The organism is Sulfurimonas paralvinellae (genome assembly GCF_014905135.1).
GTDB lineage: Bacteria > Campylobacterota > Campylobacteria > Campylobacterales > Sulfurimonadaceae > Sulfurimonas > Sulfurimonas paralvinellae.
Genome location: NZ_CP041406.1, coordinates 1,199,687 through 1,218,137, shown reverse-complemented (window position 1 = coordinate 1,218,137; position 18,451 = coordinate 1,199,687). Strand labels below are relative to the sequence as shown.

Annotated in this window: 15 protein-coding genes; 6 read left to right on the top strand and 9 right to left on the bottom strand. The window is 39.2% G+C overall.

Annotated features, from left to right (window positions below; genetic code table 11):
• Position 1: 1 nt before the first annotated feature.
• Positions 2-895 (bottom strand): 4-hydroxy-tetrahydrodipicolinate synthase, encoded by an 894-nt coding sequence (gene dapA / locus FM071_RS06355; protein ID WP_193109929.1) that lies wholly within the window; start codon positions 893-895, stop codon positions 2-4.
• 176 nt (positions 896-1,071) lie between these two features.
• Between dapA and FM071_RS06350 the strand changes: the two genes are divergently transcribed.
• Genes FM071_RS06350 through FM071_RS06340 form a run of 3 tightly spaced genes read left to right on the top strand, consistent with a single transcriptional unit; the run spans position 1,072 to position 5,248 of the window.
• Positions 1,072-2,943: a TonB-dependent receptor plug domain-containing protein gene (locus tag FM071_RS06350; RefSeq protein ID WP_193109928.1), complete on the top strand. Its 1,872-nt coding sequence runs from the start codon at positions 1,072-1,074 to the stop codon at positions 2,941-2,943.
• Positions 2,940-3,353: a hypothetical protein gene (locus tag FM071_RS06345; protein WP_193109926.1), complete on the top strand. Its 414-nt coding sequence runs from the start codon at positions 2,940-2,942 to the stop codon at positions 3,351-3,353. The genes FM071_RS06350 and FM071_RS06345 overlap by 4 nt, the downstream gene beginning before the upstream one ends.
• Positions 3,353-5,248 carry an EAL domain-containing protein gene (locus tag FM071_RS06340; RefSeq protein WP_193109924.1) on the top strand — a complete coding sequence of 632 codons (1,896 nt, stop codon included), beginning with the start codon at positions 3,353-3,355 and terminating at the stop codon, positions 5,246-5,248. Before FM071_RS06345 ends, FM071_RS06340 begins: the two co-directional genes overlap by 1 nt.
• Position 5,249: 1 nt before the next feature.
• Here FM071_RS06340 and FM071_RS06335 read toward each other — a convergent pair whose 3' ends face one another.
• From FM071_RS06335 to FM071_RS06320, 4 genes are all read right to left on the bottom strand, one after another.
• Positions 5,250-6,500 carry a M16 family metallopeptidase gene (locus FM071_RS06335; RefSeq protein WP_193112042.1) on the bottom strand — a complete coding sequence of 417 codons (1,251 nt, stop codon included), beginning with the start codon at positions 6,498-6,500 and terminating at the stop codon, positions 5,250-5,252.
• Between the two features lie 110 nt (positions 6,501-6,610).
• Complete coding sequence (locus FM071_RS06330) at positions 6,611-7,669, bottom strand: quinone-dependent dihydroorotate dehydrogenase (protein WP_193109922.1); 1,059 nt, start codon at positions 7,667-7,669, stop codon at positions 6,611-6,613.
• Between the two features lie 58 nt (positions 7,670-7,727).
• Positions 7,728-9,719, bottom strand: a complete 1,992-nt coding sequence (locus FM071_RS06325; RefSeq protein WP_193109920.1) for a putative bifunctional diguanylate cyclase/phosphodiesterase — start codon at positions 9,717-9,719, stop codon at positions 7,728-7,730.
• Complete coding sequence (locus tag FM071_RS06320; RefSeq protein ID WP_193109919.1) at positions 9,716-10,594, bottom strand: ABC transporter substrate-binding protein; 879 nt, start codon at positions 10,592-10,594, stop codon at positions 9,716-9,718. Before FM071_RS06320 ends, FM071_RS06325 begins: the two co-directional genes overlap by 4 nt.
• Positions 10,595-10,710: 116 nt before the next feature.
• Between FM071_RS06320 and FM071_RS06315 the strand changes: the two genes are divergently transcribed.
• Both FM071_RS06315 and FM071_RS06310 read left to right on the top strand, forming a co-directional pair.
• Entirely contained in the window at positions 10,711-11,271 is a 561-nt protein-coding gene (locus FM071_RS06315) for a DJ-1 family glyoxalase III (RefSeq protein ID WP_193109917.1), read from the top strand.
• A 31-nt stretch (positions 11,272-11,302) separates the two neighbouring features.
• The gene (locus tag FM071_RS06310) at positions 11,303-11,797 is read left to right on the top strand and encodes a DUF4136 domain-containing protein (RefSeq protein ID WP_226960502.1); all 495 of its coding nucleotides are present in this window, start codon (positions 11,303-11,305) and stop codon (positions 11,795-11,797) included.
• Positions 11,798-11,799: 2 nt separating this feature from the next.
• Here FM071_RS06310 and FM071_RS06305 read toward each other — a convergent pair whose 3' ends face one another.
• Genes FM071_RS06305 through murJ form a run of 4 tightly spaced genes read right to left on the bottom strand, consistent with a single transcriptional unit; the run spans position 11,800 to position 16,462 of the window.
• A complete protein-coding gene (locus FM071_RS06305; RefSeq protein ID WP_193109913.1) occupies positions 11,800-12,711 on the bottom strand; it encodes a class I SAM-dependent methyltransferase in 912 nt (303 codons plus the stop codon).
• 9 nt (positions 12,712-12,720) lie between these two features.
• Positions 12,721-13,665 (bottom strand): WD40 repeat domain-containing protein, encoded by a 945-nt coding sequence (locus tag FM071_RS06300; RefSeq protein WP_193109911.1) that lies wholly within the window; start codon positions 13,663-13,665, stop codon positions 12,721-12,723.
• Between the two features lie 3 nt (positions 13,666-13,668).
• Positions 13,669-15,069 carry a cysteine--tRNA ligase gene (gene cysS, locus FM071_RS06295; RefSeq protein WP_193109910.1) on the bottom strand — a complete coding sequence of 467 codons (1,401 nt, stop codon included), beginning with the start codon at positions 15,067-15,069 and terminating at the stop codon, positions 13,669-13,671.
• Positions 15,056-16,462: a murein biosynthesis integral membrane protein MurJ gene (murJ, locus tag FM071_RS06290; protein ID WP_193109909.1), complete on the bottom strand. Its 1,407-nt coding sequence runs from the start codon at positions 16,460-16,462 to the stop codon at positions 15,056-15,058. The genes cysS and murJ overlap by 14 nt, the downstream gene beginning before the upstream one ends.
• A 77-nt stretch (positions 16,463-16,539) precedes the next feature.
• Here murJ and FM071_RS06285 point away from each other — a divergent pair, with 77 nt between their 5' ends.
• Positions 16,540-18,447, top strand: coding sequence for a flagellar assembly protein A (locus FM071_RS06285; protein WP_193109908.1), 1,908 nt, complete (start codon positions 16,540-16,542; stop codon positions 18,445-18,447).
• The last annotated feature ends 4 nt before the right edge of the window (positions 18,448-18,451 follow it).

Below are 18,451 nucleotides of genomic sequence, written 5' to 3'. Positions count from 1 at the left end.
ATTATAATCCTTTAATGTCGTAATTTTTCATTACTTCTTCTATTTTTTTCATATTTTCGCTGCTTGGTGCAACGAGAGGAAGTCTGTACTCCAGTGTATCGAGTAGTCCTGCAATGTACATAGCTGCTTTTACAGGGATAGGGTTGGCTTCACAGAACATAACTTTGTTAAGAGGGTAAAGTTTGTCATTGATCGCTTTTGCACCTTGAAAGTCACCTGAGAGTGCTTTGTCTACAAGTTGGCTTTTCAGGTCAGGCATCAAGTTCGATGTTACGGAAGTGATACCGGCACCGCCATTTGCCAATATTGGGTAGTCAATGGCATCATCACCTGAAAATACTTTCAGATCAGGTCTGCGTGAGAGCAACTCTACCGTACGCTCCAGACTGCCTGTTGCCTCTTTGACACCATAAATGTTTTTGACATCATCAAAAAGTCTGATCGTCGTGTCCGCAGAGATATCAACACCTGTACGCCCCGGAACATTGTAGAGCATAAACGGCAATTCGCTTACAGCTTCGGCGATTGCTTTATAGTGTTGGTAGAGTCCCTCTTGTGAAGGTTTGTTGTAGTATGGTGAAACTGAGAAGATAGCATCGACACCACAGCTTTGTGCATGTTTAGCTATCTCTATGGCTTCGTGTGTTGCATTGCTGCCTGCACCTGCAAGTACTTTTGTAGATGTGCCTTTACAAACCTCTACGGCTATTTCAATACAGCGTTTATGCTCATCATGCGTGAGCGTTGCGCTCTCACCGGTTGTACCTACCGGACAAACTGCATTCATGCCGTGTTTTATCTGACGTTTAATAAGATCTGCATATCTTTGCTCATCGAGTTTTCCGTTTTTAAACGGAGTGATGAGTGCGGTTGAAGAACCTGTAACTAAATTCATTTAACTTTACCCTTTAAATTGATAGCCGAATTATAGCTAAAAAGTTTTAAAAGTATTATTTATTTGTGTGAGCAATATTATAAATAAAAAATATTGGAATATGTTATGGTTAATTAATAGTGCTTTAAGTGGAATATGAAGATAATAAATAATAAGGAAAGTTTAAAATGTCTTTTTTGAAAAATTTATTTGTGAAGTCTGTTTTGGTATTGTTAGGTTTTTCTGTAATCTTGCAAGCATCTGATATTGATACTTTGTTGGATCAGTATAAAACAGAATCAGAACTTTCCAAAAAGACAAAAGATGAAAATGCAGGACATCTCATCGTCTATACCCGTGATGACCTTGAGCGTATGCAGGTTGAAACACTCAAAGATGTGCTTAAGTCCATTCGATTTTTCAGATATCTTGAAAACAGAGTGAACGAACCTGATATGATTAACCTTGATCCTGTTGCCTTTAGTTCAAAATCTGTCAGAATTTATCTCAATGACAATGAGCTTGTCCTCCCGATTACAGGAAGCGGTTTTAATCTCTTTGGAAATATTGAGATGGACTTTGTTGATCATGTAGAGATCTATGAAGGGTTTCCTTCTTTTGATTTTGGAATTGAACCGGCCACTGTTGTTATACGGCTGTACTCCAAAGAAGCAAAAAGAGATGCCGGGACACGTGTAAAAGTTCTCGGTGCTTTACATGGAACTCACAAAGAAAATATCTACAATGCAGGATTTGTTGATGATATGGCTTATTTTGTCTATGCAAATCATTCCCAAAACAATCAAGACAGTTATGATGTCGATAATCAAACAGTCAAAAGAGATACAACGACAAACCATTTTTACGGTTCTTTGGAAAAAGAGAACTATAAAGTAGAGCTAAACGCGTTTACAACAGACCATGATGGTTTTTTGGGATTGTTGCCATATGCTGCTCCAAAAGAGACTAATCTGGAAAAGAAATTTATAAATGCCTCTTTTGGTTCTAAGTTTCAAAATGACAGTTTGACCTTTAATCTCTCTTATATTAATAGTTCTGGCAGTTATGATGCAAGCTATAGTTCTCCTGTACCTGGAGGCTTCTCTTTGATGAATCAGCAATTTGATTCTGAAGTGATGACAGCCATTGTAAAGAAAAAATTTAAAATTGAGAATCATGCTATCAGTGCAGGTGTTCAGTTTCGATATAAGAATTTTTCTCTAGATGATGTTAAATATGACTCAGTTCCAAGTCCAGCACAGCAAAAATATGACACTGAAAATATCTACTCGCTGTTCTTAGAAGATGCCATTTCATTTTCAGAAAATAATCTCGTAAGTCTTTCTGCTATGCTGCAGCACTATGACAGAAATAAAGCTATGAAAGATGAAGATGTTTCGCAAGTACGACTTTCATATATCTATACAAATAAACAATGGGTATCAAAGACATTTCTATCAAATCAGGAGTTTGTTCCAGAACCCTTTATGACGGCAGAATCACATGTGGGTAATCCAAACTTAGACCCCGAAGAGTATTTGTCTCTGACACAGGAGATAAGTCGTACTGGTGAGCAGACGATGTCAAAAATAGTTTTTGGATATAACCGAACAAAAAAATTTCTTATTCCTGACAATTTAGGTGTGATGCAAAATTCAAAAGATGATTTTACGGCATATTACGCTGCTTTGGAATTTCATTATTTTTTCAGAAAAAAAGATGAGCTACAGTTGGCATTTGATTATGCACAGCTCAATCTGCCTAATGAAGCGACAAGCGTTGAACACTATAACTATCTTATTCGAATGGTAAACAGTGTTTCGAAGTTTGATATCTTCAATGAACTTGTTATCAATCACGGATTTGAAAATCTTGATACGGGTTATGACTACTCTGCAGGGGTAAAGTATGGGGTAACACCGGATCTTCACATCAATCTCAAGGGTGAAAATATACTCAATGCAGGATTGACTAGAAAATATTACTACAATCTTATGCCAACTACAAAACTGCTTGAAGTACCTGTCATTGAGCAAAAATTTATGCTAAGTGTGGAATATCTGTTTTGAAAATTTTCCTTATAATACTAGTAATTATCGGAAATATTCTTCATGCAAGCGATATCGAGCTTGAGTCGGCAATTTTTAATAAAGTTCTCAGAGCTGTGACGGCAAAAGAGCATCCCAAAGTCTGTATATACAAGAGTAACAAAGCTTTAGAAACATATCCGGGAGCTATAGAGATTGTCACGCAGTGTAGTGAAGCGGATGTTGTATTGCTTTCTACACTTAAAAATCTTCCTGTGACATGCAAGGACAAGGTGTTATTTGGAACCCGTTACTCACAACTTAAAAATCCTGATGTTGTCGGTGCATTTTTTTGGCAAAAAGGACGGCCGAATATTCTTTTTTATGACTACAGACTCAAAAAACACCATATAAAACTTGATAAAAGTTTTGATAAGTACATAGAGAAATGATGATAAACCGTAGATTGAGAGTCAATAAAAGCTTTGTTATCCTAGCGGTTATCATTCCCATTGTCACTATTGCATCGATGATTATTTATTTTGAATTTATTCAAGCTAAAGAGCGGGTGTTTAGTGTCATAAAAGAGCATCTTATCGATCAAAAGGTGCATCTGCTGCAGAAGTATGCTCTTAACATAGAAAAAAACTATACAGTGAATCTTGCCGAAATGATTTTAGATAATGCTTCGGTGGCGAGTGAGCTGGAACATGAGCTCGCTTTACTGCAGGGTGAAGATGTAAAGTATCTTTATATGCTTTATAAAGATGAAAACGACAGATACCGATACTTGCTTGATGCAACGGAAGATAAAGAAGAACGAGCTTTTTTAAACCAAAAATTCGACACAGAGTCGGATATCTGGGATAAAGCTTATAAAACAAAGAAGTATCAGATAGCGGATCAGCATGATTTGGATTCATTATGGGTTACCGTTGCCTATCCAATTGTAAAAGACAATAAAGTCATTGCTGTACTGGGTGCTGACTTTACATACGATGTTTATGCTGAAATTGTAAAAATTTTAAATCCGATAGAGAGCATTTTTCTCTATATAACGGCTTTTATGCTTTTTATGCTCTTGCTTGCGTATATTTTGGTTTATCTCTACTACAAAACAAAGAAAAAGGCATTTATCGACCCACTTACAAAAATTTACAATCGTCAATATCTCTCAGAATTTCTGGAAACGACATCACTGCAAAACTACTATCTGATGATGATAGATCTGGATAATTTTAAGCTTGTAAATGACAACTTTGGTCATGATGTCGGCGATGACGTCCTTATAGCTGTCGTCAATGAGATAAAGTCGAATATACGTCAAGAGGATATGCTTATCCGTTTTGGAGGCGAAGAGTTTATTTTACTTGTGGATAAACAAGAGAGCAAGGAATCAATTAAAGTTGCAGAGAGAATTCGAGAAGCGGTGATGAAACATGAAATCTTCAGTCATAACAACAAAATAAAGATGACACTCTCCATAGGAGTCAATCCTTTTCCTTACAGCGCCAAAAACATTGAAGAAGCTATTAAAATAGCGGATGAACAGCTCTACATTGCCAAATCTTTGGGGCGTAACAGAGTTGAGATCTTTGATGATAAGAAAAAGTATGAGAGTGAGGCATCGAACCGCATCAGTGATATCCGTCTTGCAATCGATGAGGGAGGGATTCGCTGTGCTTTTCAGCCTATCTATGATACACGTACAGGTGAAATAGTCAAATATGAGATGCTGCTTCGTATGATGAACAAAGAAGGCAAGATCATTCCACCAAATAGTTTTATACCATCCATACGCCACACGCAGGTTTATGTCAGTCTTACGGCAATTGTTCTTGATAAGGCCATCGGAATGCTCAACTCAAATAAAGAGATTCATCTTTCAATCAATTTGGATATTCAAGATATTTTAAATGAAGACATAATGAAACTTTTACAGATTACATTTGGAGGAAAAAGAGCATTGGCCGAGCGGCTTACCATTGAAATACTTGAACATGAAGAGATTAAAAACTTTGAGTTGATCCAACAGAGCCTTGTCAAATTGAGAGCAATGGGATTTTTAATAGCCTTGGATGACTTTGGAAGCGGCTATGCGAATTTCAGATACATGATAAATCTTGACATCGACATCCTTAAAATTGACGGGAGCATCATTAAAAATGTCGATAAAGATAAAGCGGCATATAACATTGTAAAAGCAATCGTAGAATTTGCCCGTAATATGTCTATGCAGACGATTGCCGAAATGGTTGAGACAAAAGAGGAACATGATGTGCTCATCGAGCTTGGAGTAGATTGCTTGCAGGGCTATTATTTAGGCCGCCCTGAGTTTAGCATTTAAATTATTTTTTTAGAATAACAGTCGTTGCCGTGTTGAAATCAAAATATTTCTGTGCCGCTTTTTGGACTTTTTTTGCTGTTATTTTATTGACGTTCTCTTCGTACTTCTCAAGCGGAGTTATATCACCGCGTACAAGATAGCTTCCGTAGAGGTTTGCCACGGAACTTGAACTCTCCAACGAGTAAACAAAATCAGATTTTGTATTGATTTTGACTTTCTCTAGCTCTTCTTTTGTAACAGGTTCATTTTTGATGCGCTCTATCTGTTTGATAAGCTCTTTTTCCACTGTTTCCGCTTTTACACCTGGGTTGCAGGTTGCTAAGAAGATGAATAGTCCCGGATCTTTGTTTTCCATATTGTAGGCATAGACAGAGTTTACAAGACGTTGTTTATCAATGAGTTCTTTATAGAGACGGGAACTTTTTCCCGAGTAAAGAATCTCTGAAATAACACTAAGCGTCACTTGGTCTTTGTGCTGAAAATTTGGGATGTGAAATGTAATGGCGATCATCTCAACTTCACTCTCTTTATGAATGACAACGCGTTTTGGACCGTCCTGTTTTGGTTCTACGAATTTTACTACAGGAATGTCACCGCTGTTTTTAATTTTGCCAAAAGCAGACTCTGCCTCATCAAAAACCTTTTGCGGTTCAATATCGCCCGTTACCATCAAGATTGCATTTTGCGGCTGATAATAGGTACAGTGAAAGCTGCGAATGTCATCTATGGTCCATGTTTTTATATCGTTAATGAAACCAATAGGTGTCCAGTGGTATGGATGATATACATAGGCGTTGTTAAAGAGTCTGAAGTAGAGATATCCCATAGGATTGTTGTCTGTTCTCCAGCGTCTCTCTTCCATAACGACATTGCGTTCAGGCTGGAACTCCTCATCTTTAAGATTAAGATTTTCCATCAGTTCCGCAAAAAGATCAACCGATTTTTTAAAGTTCTCTGATGATGATTTAATGAAGTAGTGTGTATAGTCAAAGCTTGTTGAAGCGTTATTGACGCCGCCGATGCTTTTGACTTCTTTGTCAAACTCTCCGGCTTGAAGATGTTTGGTGCTTTTGAAGTTCATATGCTCGAGCATATGGGCTATTCCTGTTTTTCCCATCATTTCATTGCGGCTGCCGACCTTGTAAAAGATGTCGGTACTGACAACATCTGTTTCATTATGGAGTGGAATGACTACGATCTGGAGTCCGTTCTTGAGTGTTTTCGTTTCATACTTCGGTAGTGGTGAAGGCATAGTGTGTATCTCGCTCTTAGTTGTTTTTTTTATGTTGTCTATTTTGTAAGTGATAAATGATGATGCAAAGAGCATCGAACTGCCAAGCAGTAGCGTTGCAAATATTTTCATTATTTTCTATCCGCTCCGACAGCCTGGCTGATATTTGTGTAGCCATCAGCACGCAGCAGCTCTATGAGCTCTTTGTTGATGTTCATTATCATGTCCGGTCCGCCAAATACGATGCCGCTGAGTATCTGAACAAGAGAAGCGCCGGCTTTGATGCGCTTATATGCTTCCTCTGCAGAATCAATTCCTCCGACAGAGATAAGTGTCGTCTTTGCATAAAGCTCTTTTGCAATGGCTTCAAAAATGGCAAAGCTTTTCTCTTTGAGTACTGCTCCGCTAAGCCCGCCTACTGCGTGAGGGTGTGGCACAAGTGAGTAATCTATGGTCGTGTTGGTTGCGATGATGCCGTCTGCACCTTTTTGTACTGCTAACGTTGTGAGTGCTACAGCATCTTCAGGTGTCATGTCCGGAGCGATTTTCAGAAGTATCGGCATCTTTGTCAGTGCTTTTGCTTCTGCAAAGAGTCTTGTGATGAACGCTTCATTTTGAAGGTCACGCAGTCCCGGAGTATTTGGCGAAGAGATATTGATGACGAAGTAATCTCCCAAACCGTCAAAGGCTTTGATGAGATGCGTGTAGTCGTTTATCGCTTCTTTTTCCGGAGTTATCTTGTTCTTTCCGATATTGATACCGATCGGTGTAGAGAAAGGATAGCGTTGTTTAAGTCTTTTGACGACCTTATAAGCACCGTCATTGTTAAAGCCCATGGCATTTTGGATGCTTTTTTCTTCTATGTGGCGCCACATTCTCGGTTTTGGATTGCCGGGCTGTGGTTTTGGTGTGACGGTACCGATCTCGGTAAAACCAAACCCGAGGATTTGCATGCCTCGAATCATTGTGGCATTTTTATCAAATCCTGCTCCAAGACCGACAGGGTTGTAAAACTTACGTCCGAAGATATCCTGCGTGAGGATATCATCAGTGATAAAGTGTGACTCTAAAAAGGGGTTGAAAGGAATTTGGCAGATATTTGGCAGTCTGAGCACGCATTCAGCGATATGGTGTGCATTTTCTGGCTGCAGCTTAAAGAGCAAAGGTTTTATAGATTCATAGTTTATCATTACGGTTTCACTTTTAAAAAATTAAAGTGATTATACTCAAATTTTAGTAAAGCAAAGGTTAGTGACAGGTATGATCGAGAAAAAGAGCTTCAAACTCTTTGGCAGGCAATGGTTTTGAACAGTAGTATCCCTGGTACTGCTCACACTTCATACGTTTGAGATATTCCAACTGCTCTTTGTTCTCGACACCTTCTGCCACGACATCGAGTTCAAGCTCATCAGCTATGGTTACGATCATATTGACAAAGGATTGATCTTTTTTGTTTTGAAGGTCATCGATGAAACTTTTGTCGATCTTCAGTGTGTCAAAAGGGATCTTTTTCAGATATGAGAGTGATGAGTAACCCGTACCAAAATCATCAAGAGAGAGCCGCAGGCCAAGATCTTTGAACTTTTTGATTATATCGAGTTTATCATCAAAATCCGTCATTAAAACGGATTCAGTCAATTCTATCTCAAGTTTATTTTTATCAATTTTTCCAATAGCATCTTGCAGCGTAGGGATAAGTTGCTTATCTTTGAACTGTACACCTGAGATATTGATAGCAAGACGTAGATCTTGAAGTGGCGTATTTTCCCACGACTTCAACTGTCTTGTCGCCTCTTCAATGATCCACTCTCCAAGAGGAATGATGAAGTTGTTCTCTTCTGCAAGATAAATGAACTTGTCTGGCGGAATAAGACCGTGAATAGGATCAATAAGGCGAATGAGTGCTTCACAGCCGACTATCTTATTTGATTTGATATCAACTTTTGGCTGATAATAGAGGTGGAAATGACCTTCTTCCAAAGCAGAGGACATCAAGCGTTGCAGATGTATTTTTTCCTGTATCTCATCATTGAGTTTTTCTGTGAAAAAGTGAAAGTTGTTTTTGCCAAGATCTTTTGATTTGTACATGGCGATATCTGCATTTTTCAAAAGAGCTGTAACGTCTTGACCGTCTTTTGGATAGATAGTGATACCTATACTGCAGGTTACGTTGTATTTATAGTTGTCAATAACAATAGGTTTGTTTAGCAGTTCCTGAATTCTGTGAATGACTTCCAAAATGGCTTCATTGTCTTGTAGATCAGGTAAAACGATGACAAACTCATCACCGCCGATTCTCGAGACTATGTCATTGTCCCTTACCGAAGAAAGCAGAACTTTTGCAACATGCTGAAGAACCTCGTCTCCAAACTCATGACCTCTGGAGTCGTTGATGTTCTTAAAATTGTCCAGATCTAAAAAGAGAAGGGCAAACTGAGCGTTGGAGCGTTTGCCTTTTGAAATAAGCCAGTTTATTTTTTCCATAAGACTCAGGCGGTTGTAAAGACCGCTTAAGGGGTCTTTTGTCGAAATGTTGAAAAGTTCACGCTGTTCATCCTTAAGTCGTTTAAAAGTAAGGTCAAGAGAGTATCGGATACTTTCAAGCTCCTGAATGAAAAACTGCTGAGGAACTTTTGTGGAGTAATAGGCAAACTGTCGCAGGAGTTCAAGCGGTTTTACAACAAGCATGTTGATTATTGCCCATAAAAGAAACATAAAGAAGACAAAACTGAGAACAAAAAGAGTCGTATACTTGAGTATTTTATCTTTCATAAGAGAATCGAGGTACTCTTTATTGAGATAGACATCTGTTGTGTAATAGTAAGGTGTGAGACCATTATAGAGTTTTACTGAGAAACTGTAACACTCTTCATTGAAGATATCAGTGTGGATGATATCTGTCAAAGGTGTACACTCTATGCCTTTGTGAAAAAGAGTTTCATCTCTGTCTGTTGCATAGAGCAGTTTTTTTTCATCATTTATGATATGAATGTCAGAAATAAGTGTGTTACTGTGGACGATATTGTCAAGGTATGCTGTCAGTTGATTGATGTTGTTTGTTTTAAGATTCTTATCTAAAAAGTGTTTGAGGTTGAGGAGATTTACCTGAATATTTTCTTCGAGCAGAGTCGCTGTGGTATTTTTTGAATCCTGAAAAAAATTATAAAAAATATAGCTGCCGTTTGCAAGAAGAAGAAGCAGGGCAATAATTGTAAAAAACTTTATAGATATGTTTTTCATTGTATCAGGTCTTCTTTTTTATATCCCATTGGTTCTATCCGTTTTAAGAGTTGTGGAGAAGGCTTGTTTATCCATTTAATGAGTTGAAATGACTCAACGTAATCGTTGTAGCTCATATTACCGAGATAAGATTTTATAAGCTTGTAAGAGCTTTTTTTATCTGCTGTGAGTTCATCGATGGATCTGTCGATAATATGTTTGAGTTTTTGAAGTCGTTTTGCTTCCTGCGTTATTATATTTTTATTGGCACACAGTGCATCAATCACCATAATAGTGTTCATATTTTTTGTAGAAGCGACCTCTTTAAAACCTTTTTTCTGTAGTTTTAAATTGTAAGGCACATAGGTGACTATCAGCATGTTTTCGCTTTTAAGAGGTTCTATCTCTTCGATCTGTGCCTGATCTTTATTGATAAAGGTGATCTTTTTTTCATCGATATTGTAGTGTTTTATAAAATCTTTGAGAATTTCAGCGTTGATAGAGTCAATTTCCAGATAGGCAAATATTTTTTTGGCGCTTTTTAGTTCCTCAAGAGATTTATTTGATAGAATGAGATCACCTCCGTTCGAGCGGTCAAATAAAATGACAGGTACAATCTTATGTCCGGAATTTTTTAAAGAGTAGTACTCATGCTGTGTCGTTGTCACCATCTCAGCTTTGCCAATATCGTAGACATCTGCTGCTTCTGCAAGGGAAACATTTGTTATAAGTTTAATGTTAAGTTCACCCAGATACCCTTTTTCTTTTGCGTAAAAAAGCGGTGCATAGCCTATCCATGAATTTGTCGCAATATGAAGCGGCTTTTCCTGCTGTTGATTACATGCCGTGAAAAATAAAATAAACAAGCTGAATAAGGCTAAGAGTCTCTTTTTCATAAAATATCCCTGAAATTGTTAACAATGATAGCTCATTCTCCTTTAAATAGGCTTTAAATAAAGGTTAAAAATGAAGTGTTACAATATCTATTATAATTTGTCATAAAGGAGCAACAATGAGTAAAGTTTTAGTGCCATTGGCAAGAGGATTTGAAGAGATAGAAGCTGTGAGCATTATTGACGTGCTGCGTCGTGGAGGTGTGGATGTCATCATCGCTGCACTGAGTGACAATATGCTCGTGCAAGGTGCAAACGGCATCACGATTCAGGCCGATGTAGAAGTAAAAGATATTACAGCAGATGAACTTGATATGGTTGTCCTTCCAGGCGGCTGGGACGGTACGCATGCTTTGGCAGACGATGCAAACGTGCAAAATCTTCTGCGTGAGATGGATGTAAAAGGAAAGAACATCGGTGCTATCTGCGCTGCACCATATGCTCTTGACAAGGCAGGTGTTTTAAAAGAGAAGTATACCTGCTACCCGTCTGTGGAAAATGAGATACAGACAAAGGGATATCAAGGTGATAAAGCAATGGTCGTCGAAGATAAAAATGTCATGACCTCACGCGGACCTGCTACGGCACTCTGTTTTGGATTGAGTATTGTTAAAAAGCTTCAAGGTCAAGAAACCTATGAAACACTCCGAAACGGTTTGTTGGCAACATACTGTGAATAATGCTGTGCGATATTTTTTCTTAACGTTAGTAGTGGTTTTTTTAGTTAGTTGTTCAACGCTTAGCGTTAATGTAGATTATGATGAAGGGTATGATTTTTCCAGAGTGAAAAGTTTTAGCATCAAACATTATGCTAAAGAAGGTGAGAGTGAGCTGGTCAATAAACGAATAACAGATGCACTCCGTAAAACGCTGGAATTTCGAGGATACAAGTATGTACAAAAGGGTGCAGATATGGTTTTTGTTTACCATTACGGCGCAAAAGACAAGGTGAATATAACGACTGATTATCAAATGATTGGTTATCGTGGTTTTGGTTATGGTGGTGCGATGATCGCCACACCGCGAACTTACAACTATACTGAGGGAACGATTGTTGTAGATGGTCTTGATCCAAAAACAAAAAAGATCGTTTACAGAACTGTAGGTACTCTGGAGTTACAAGAGCAGAAAACTCCACAAGAAAAACGAAAATATACCAACAAAATCATTCAAGAATTGATGCAGAAATTTCCACCTGAGAAATAATATTACTGACGAATAAAAACTAGATTTTTGAGGCTTCTCGCCTCATCTGCACTTTTGAACTCTTCTACATTTTCAAGACGTTTTACAAACTGGAAACTAGGGGCGAATTTCTGCATCATATTGATGATGAAATCGCTGTCTAGTTCGGGAGAGTTCAAACAGGCTAAAAGAAGACAGTTGTCACTGGCAATCTGCGGTAGTTTTTTGATGATCTTCTCATAATCTTTACTTGCTTCAAAGCTGCCTCTTTGAAATGTCGGCGGATCGATGATGATGATATCATACGGCCCTTTTCTTTTAATGTTTGAAAATGATTTCAAAATGTTATACGGCAGGAAACTTGTTCCTTTTGGGTCTAAATTATTGAGTGAATGGTTTGCCATGCCGACTTTGAGTGCGCCTTTGCTCATATCGATGTTGACAACACTCTTTGCTCCTCCGAGTTTTGCCGCCACTGAAAAGGCGCAGGTATAAGAGAAGAGATTGAGGATATGCTTACCCTCTGCATTCTCACGAATGAAAGCACGGCCGTTTTTCATATCTGGAAAGTAGTAGCTGTTTTTGTTTGAGAGCAGATTGAGTTTGAATCGCATACCGTTTTCAGTGATTGTCAAATCGTCGGGTACTTTTCCGATCAGGACTTCACTTGGTGCGCCTTTGATGTATCGTCTTTGCACGACTAATGTGTCATATTTTTCACTCTTGTTTGTAAACGCACTTATTTTCTCTATAAACTCTGCTTCACTCGGCTCTTCAAAGTACAATGAAACACTTATGATATTGTCTATAGAATCAACGGTAAGATGTCTCCAGTCTTCATACAAACCTCCGCGTCCATGAAAAAGACGTTGAAATTCTTCAGTCGTACCTGCTGCATTTTTTTCAATGAGTGTGATGATCTCTTGGGTAGTCATATAAGTTCCTTACTGTAGTTTCCAATAATATATAAAGGGGCTATTCTCACTGCTGTAGAGCTCTTTTTCGTTAATGAACTTTATCTGGTTCACAAGAGCTGAATGCCCTGTCAGTATGTCGAGTTTTTGTTTCGTGTGTGTAGAAAAAAGCTGCAGTTTGTTTTTAACTCCGCTTGAATAGATGCCGGTTTTCCCGCTTGGTGTTATGCCTACACAGTAGACGAGAAAATCGCTTTTAAGATGGTAGGGAGCTCTTTTTTTGTTATACACTGCCACGCGTCTGTCCTGTCCAGCCGTTATTGTTATACCGTTTGCGTGAGCAACATGAAAAACATTATCTACATTTTCACTTTTAAGAACCTGCAGAGTTTGAGAACTCGTAACATCTAAAATGCGTACTTCTCCACTCTCATCAGCCATAACAACATGCTTTTTGTCTTGCGTGAGGGTAATGTCTCCGAGTGTGCTTTGTGTGATATGTCTTTTGTAAATGTTATAGTGTTCACTCCTGTCATGCAGGATAATCTCAGAAGCGAATGTGGCAAGCAGTATCTTCTCATCATCAATGAAACGTGCTTCTTTAATGGTCAGTTTTGCTTTTTGCCCGATTATTTTTGTAAGTTTATGATCTTTATAGATCCAAACATCTCTGTAAAAATCTTTACCGATTGATACAAGAAGCAGTTTGCCGTTGTTATAATCAATACTTAAAATTCTCGGTGCCTGTAGCTCTCCTGTATCTGTAACGATAGGTTCCACCTCAATGAGTTCTGTGATTTTTTTCGTTTTAAGATCAAATACTGTGACAATGCCTTCATCTCCTGCAGCATAAAGTCTAGTCGGTGTAACGACAAAATCACTGACATAACCGACAGCTTTGAATTTGTGCAGGGGTGAGATCTCTTTTGCCTGTAAAAACGTAAAAAGAAGCAAAAGTGAAAGAAGTTTGAGCAAAAGCTACACCTTCTCCCAAAAAGTTCCCTGTGGCGTATCCATCAGGTTGACACCATAAGTTAAGATCTCGTCGCGCAGTTTGTCTGAGCGTTCAAAGTCTTTCTCTTTTTTTGCCGCATTTCTCTCTTCTATGAGAGTGTTTAATCTCTCTTTCGTTGCTTCATCCACGCCAAATTGGAAGTATTCATAAGGGTTTTTTACACCAAAGCCTAGAACTTTCTCTATAAAAGCGAGATTTGCAATCGTTTCACGTTTAAGAATTTTATGTTTTCCTGGAGTGTCAAGTGTTTCATTTGCTTGACCTATCATCTCATCGATAAGTGCTAAGGCAGAAGATATGTTCATATCATCATTGAGTGCGTTTAAAAGCTCTTTTGTAAAAGCGGTCTCATCTTCACTGCCAGTCAATCCAAAAAGACGTTTTTTGAGTCGGTAGAGTCTGTCAAGCCGTTTTTTGGAAGCTTCGAGGTCCTGTGTATTGAAGTTGAAGTTTGCACGGTAATGGGTACTTAAGAGATAAAATCTAAGAACTTCGCCGTCATACTCACGCAGGGCATCCTTTAGGAAGAAACTGTTGCCGAGCGATTTGCTCATCTTCTCGCCTTCGATGTTGACAAAACCGTTGTGCATCCAGTAGTTCGCGAGTTCATGATTTGTTGCACATCGTGTTTGTGCGGCTTCATTTTCATGATGCGGAAAGAGCAGATCTGCTCCGCCGCCGTGAATGTCGATGGCAAAAGGCTTCTCTTTGTAAGCGAGATGCTTTTCTATCATGGCAGAACATTCAAGGTGCCATCCGGGACGTCCCGGACCAAAAGGAGAATCGAAAGTGATCGTATCATCTTTGACGGATTTCCAGAGTGCGAAATCGGCAGAATTTCTCTTTTGTTCAGAACTCTCAACCCTCTCCTGTCTCTGCTCATCTTCTTGAATTCTGTGTGAAAGGCTGAGGTATTCATGATCGCTTTTGGTGTCAAAATAGACATCACCGTCACTTGTTTTATAAGCATGACCATGTTCTATGAGCTCTTCTATCATCATATACATCGCTTCAAGTGATTCTGTTGCCTTTGGCTCAATATCGGGACGTTTGACACCGATGGCCGCCATTTCATTGTGAAAAGCTTCCGTGTAGAAATCAGTGATGCTTTTGATGTCTTTTTTCTGCTCTATGGCTTTTTTGATGATCTTGTCGTCAATGTCCGTAATGTTGCGTGCATAGATGACATCGTAGCCGTTTGCACGCAGTACTCGCGTGAGCAGGTCAAAAACAAGGGCGGATTTCGCGTGACCGAGATGGGCATCGTCATAGACTGTCGGACCACAGACATAAAGCGTGGCTTTGCCTTCTACAAGCGGCTCGAACTTACGTTTTTTCTTTTGTACGGAATCATATATATACACTGATAAAATCCTTAAAAACTACCAACAAAGCAGTAAATAAAATAGCGCTCACAACAAGATAGAGCAGGTTCTTTGAGCGAAGTATAACAAAAAAGTTTTTCACTCCGAAAACTTTAATGGTGAAAAACAGGCTGGCAAACCCGCCGAGCGTACTGGCAAGGGCAAGACCGGCCACACCCAAAGGAGAGATAAAAGCGAGTGCAAAGACGATGTAAACGGCCAATGAGATCGTCGCTATCTTGGCCGCACGCATTTGCTGCTCTTTTGCATAGAGCCAGAGTACAAAGAGCTTTTGCAGACCAAACGGAAGCAGTCCTATGAGATACATCGTCAAAACGACGGCTGTGTGCTCTGTGTCTTGTGCGTCAAAAGCACCTCGTTGGAACAACAGCGTAATGATCTCATGAGAAAGGACGATGCCGCCGATGGCGCTTGCTGTGAGCAAAAATATCAAGAACCAGAAAGCTTTTTGCAGGTTTTGCAGGGCTTTTTCTTCATCGGCATTTTTGAGATATTTGGCAACTCTTGGAAAAAGTGCGACAGAGGTTGCAATGGCAAAAAGCGCTAATGGAAGCTGAAATATTCTATTTGCATAATAAAGGTAAGAGATGGAGCCCGTTGCCAAAAACGAGGCTAAGAAAGTATCTAAAAAGGCGGATATCTGCGCTGTTGAATTTCCCCAGATGGCAGGGAAGAAATTGCCGCGGAATTTTTTTGTATCTTCTGTGATAAGACGCGATTTCTCACGCAGATGCTTAAAACCGCCAATAAGCAGCCTGCAAAGTCCCATTTTATAGATAGCTGTGATGTGAGCAACTAGCTGTAAAATACCGCCGATAACAACACCAAAACTAAGATAGTAAACGATCTCGGCACTCTCTTTGTTGCGTGAGAGAAGCAAAGCGGCGATGAGAGAGAGGTTTAGGAGTGCTGTTGCAAAAGCCGTCGTCGCAAAGTGGTGTCTGTACTGCAGTATGGAAGCTAAAAATGTGACACAAAAGATGAGTGGCAGATACCAGAAATTTATGGCGACATAAGGTGCTGCGGTCTCGATAGTCTCAGCACTGAAACCTGTCGCTATGGCTTTTGTAAAGAGCTCTGGAAGCAGGTTTACCAGAAGCGTTATAATCAGGATAATAGAGAGAAAAACGATAAAGATATGGATAGAAAAGACCGCTTTATGCCGACTGCGTGCAAATGCCGGAATGAAGACCTGCGTGAAAGCGCCTTCGGCGAAGATTCTGCGAAAGAGATTTGGTAGTTTAAAAGCAATAAAAAAGATGTCGCTGTAGAGAGAGGCTCCAAGTACAGACGCTGTTAAAAGATCCCTGATAAATCCGAGAATTCGAGAAAATAAAATACCAAAACTATTGGTGAATATTGCTTTAAACATAGGCTTCTTTGTAAGTTTTACGATATTTTAACAAATATTTGGTTAAAATCTCCTCTAACAAAATAAATGGATAGATAATGGCACTGTTTGGCTCAAGCAAAAAGACTCCTGCACTTAAAAAAGTTCGACCAACCGTCGTTCGTACACAGAATGTGGCAAAAGAGCTCTTTAAAATTGCGAAGTCTTATGAAATGGAAGCGGAACTCCTTGATTTTAATCTGCTTGATGTTCAAACATACACCCGCATCTATGATGGAAGTAAAGAGACGGAGTGGGAAGAGATATCCACAGAAGAATCCCGAAACTTCAATGATGAAGCACTCCTTCTAAATCCACATTTTCAGATAAAACAGACCTATGAGATAGAGGTCTTTTCCAAAAAACCTGCCAAAGACGACCACTATCGTGACCTCAAACTCGCTGTTGGTGCCAATGCTACGAAGTGTAAAGTCTATTTGAGCATCGCTCAAGGTTCAAAAGTGGAGTACATACCGCATTTTGAAGAAGATCTTTTAGGGATGATAAATACAAAGAAAGTCCGTGCCGGAATCCTTGTCTATATGTTTGATTCGATGGTTGAAGGTGTTGCATCGCAGATATCCGCACGCGTTCGCATTGCCGAGAAATTGGAATTTGAGCAGAGTGAGACACATCTTATAGCTGAGGGGTACGAGCCGACAGCTACGATCAACGATGCTTTGATACTGCATTATGAAAACACGAAAGAACTCAATGACAATGAACGTGTGGATTACGCTTCACGCGGTTTTATTCAAAGTGTTCAAAAGGGTGATTTACTTATTGAGTACGTCAAGGCGAAAATGGGTAAGCCGGGACGTAACTGTCGTGGTGAGTATATGGAACCAAAAGAGCCTGTTATTGCAAATGAACCAAACTTCAAGGTTAGTGACAATATTAAAGTCGTTGAAGATGAAGACTCTATAAAATATTATGCTGATGAAAATGGTTATATCGCCTTTGAAGACAACACCTATGTCATCAAAAAAGATGTCGATGTTGATGCCATTAGTTTTAAGACAACGGGCTCTATCGACAGCGGTGTGGATTCGGATGTCAATATAACCGTGAAAGAAGCAGACGCCATTAAAGATGCCATCGGCAGTGGTATGAAAGTGGAAGTGACAGAGATAGAAATAGACGGTAATGTCGGCTCAAACGCTTCTGTTGTCGCAAAAAAAGCCAATATTGGTGGTCAGACACATAAAACGGCGAGGATAACGGCAGATGAACTTGAGATCAATGTTCACAAAGGAGAAGCGTACGGTAAAAATGTACACATTACCCGTCTTGAACATGGTGTTGTAGAAGGTGAGAATGTTGATGTGGCACAGGCACTCGGGGGTGTTATTCGTGGGCAGGAAGTTGTGATAGGCATCTGTGCGTCCCATGTAAAAGCAACTGCAACACGTAAGATTGAGATTAAAAAAATGCTCGGCAGTGAAAACATTTTTACAATTGATCCGCTTTTAAGCCGAGATGTACAAAATTCTGTTGAAGATAATGAAGAGAAGATCAAAGAGATAAAGCTGCGTTTGCGTGAGTTGAAAAAAGAAATTGAAAAATATACGACTTTGGTTAAAAACGGTACACCTGCATTTTTAGAGATCAAAAAACGCTTACTGCATTACCAAAAGAATAAAGTGAAAATGCCGGAGAGTTTTGTGAAAAAGTACAAGCAGTTCCAAAGAATGCAGGAACGGCTTAAAGAGTTGAAAGAAGAGTTTACTCTAAAGCAGGAAAAGTTAAATCTTTTAACGACACGAACAGCATCTTTTCAAGACAATATCCTCGATGCAAGAATCATCAATCATGATAAGTGGATAGGATACAATGAGATCAAATTCAAACTTGTCGATCCGCCTATGGAGTTGGTTTATAAACCGCTTGAAGGTTCTGATGATAAAATTTTCGGTTTAGTAGAGTTAAGTGACGGAGATTATGCCATTCGTCCGTTAGACGAGTAAGGAA

Coding starts and splice junctions, on each gene's coding strand:
- FM071_RS06325 (WP_193109920.1), bottom strand. CDS start 9,719: ATGAAAAACATATCTATAAAGTTTTTTACAATTATTGCCCTGCTTCTT.
- FM071_RS06320 (WP_193109919.1), bottom strand. CDS start 10,594: ATGAAAAAGAGACTCTTAGCCTTATTCAGCTTGTTTATTTTATTTTTC.
- FM071_RS06315 (WP_193109917.1), top strand. CDS start 10,711: ATGAGTAAAGTTTTAGTGCCATTGGCAAGAGGATTTGAAGAGATAGAA.
- FM071_RS06340 (WP_193109924.1), top strand. CDS start 3,353: ATGATAAACCGTAGATTGAGAGTCAATAAAAGCTTTGTTATCCTAGCG.
- dapA (WP_193109929.1), bottom strand. CDS start 895: ATGAATTTAGTTACAGGTTCTTCAACCGCACTCATCACTCCGTTTAAA.
- FM071_RS06285 (WP_193109908.1), top strand. CDS start 16,540: ATGGCACTGTTTGGCTCAAGCAAAAAGACTCCTGCACTTAAAAAAGTT.
- FM071_RS06305 (WP_193109913.1), bottom strand. CDS start 12,711: ATGACTACCCAAGAGATCATCACACTCATTGAAAAAAATGCAGCAGGT.
- FM071_RS06330 (WP_193109922.1), bottom strand. CDS start 7,669: ATGATAAACTATGAATCTATAAAACCTTTGCTCTTTAAGCTGCAGCCA.
- FM071_RS06335 (WP_193112042.1), bottom strand. CDS start 6,500: ATGCCTTCACCACTACCGAAGTATGAAACGAAAACACTCAAGAACGGA.
- murJ (WP_193109909.1), bottom strand. CDS start 16,462: ATGTTTAAAGCAATATTCACCAATAGTTTTGGTATTTTATTTTCTCGA.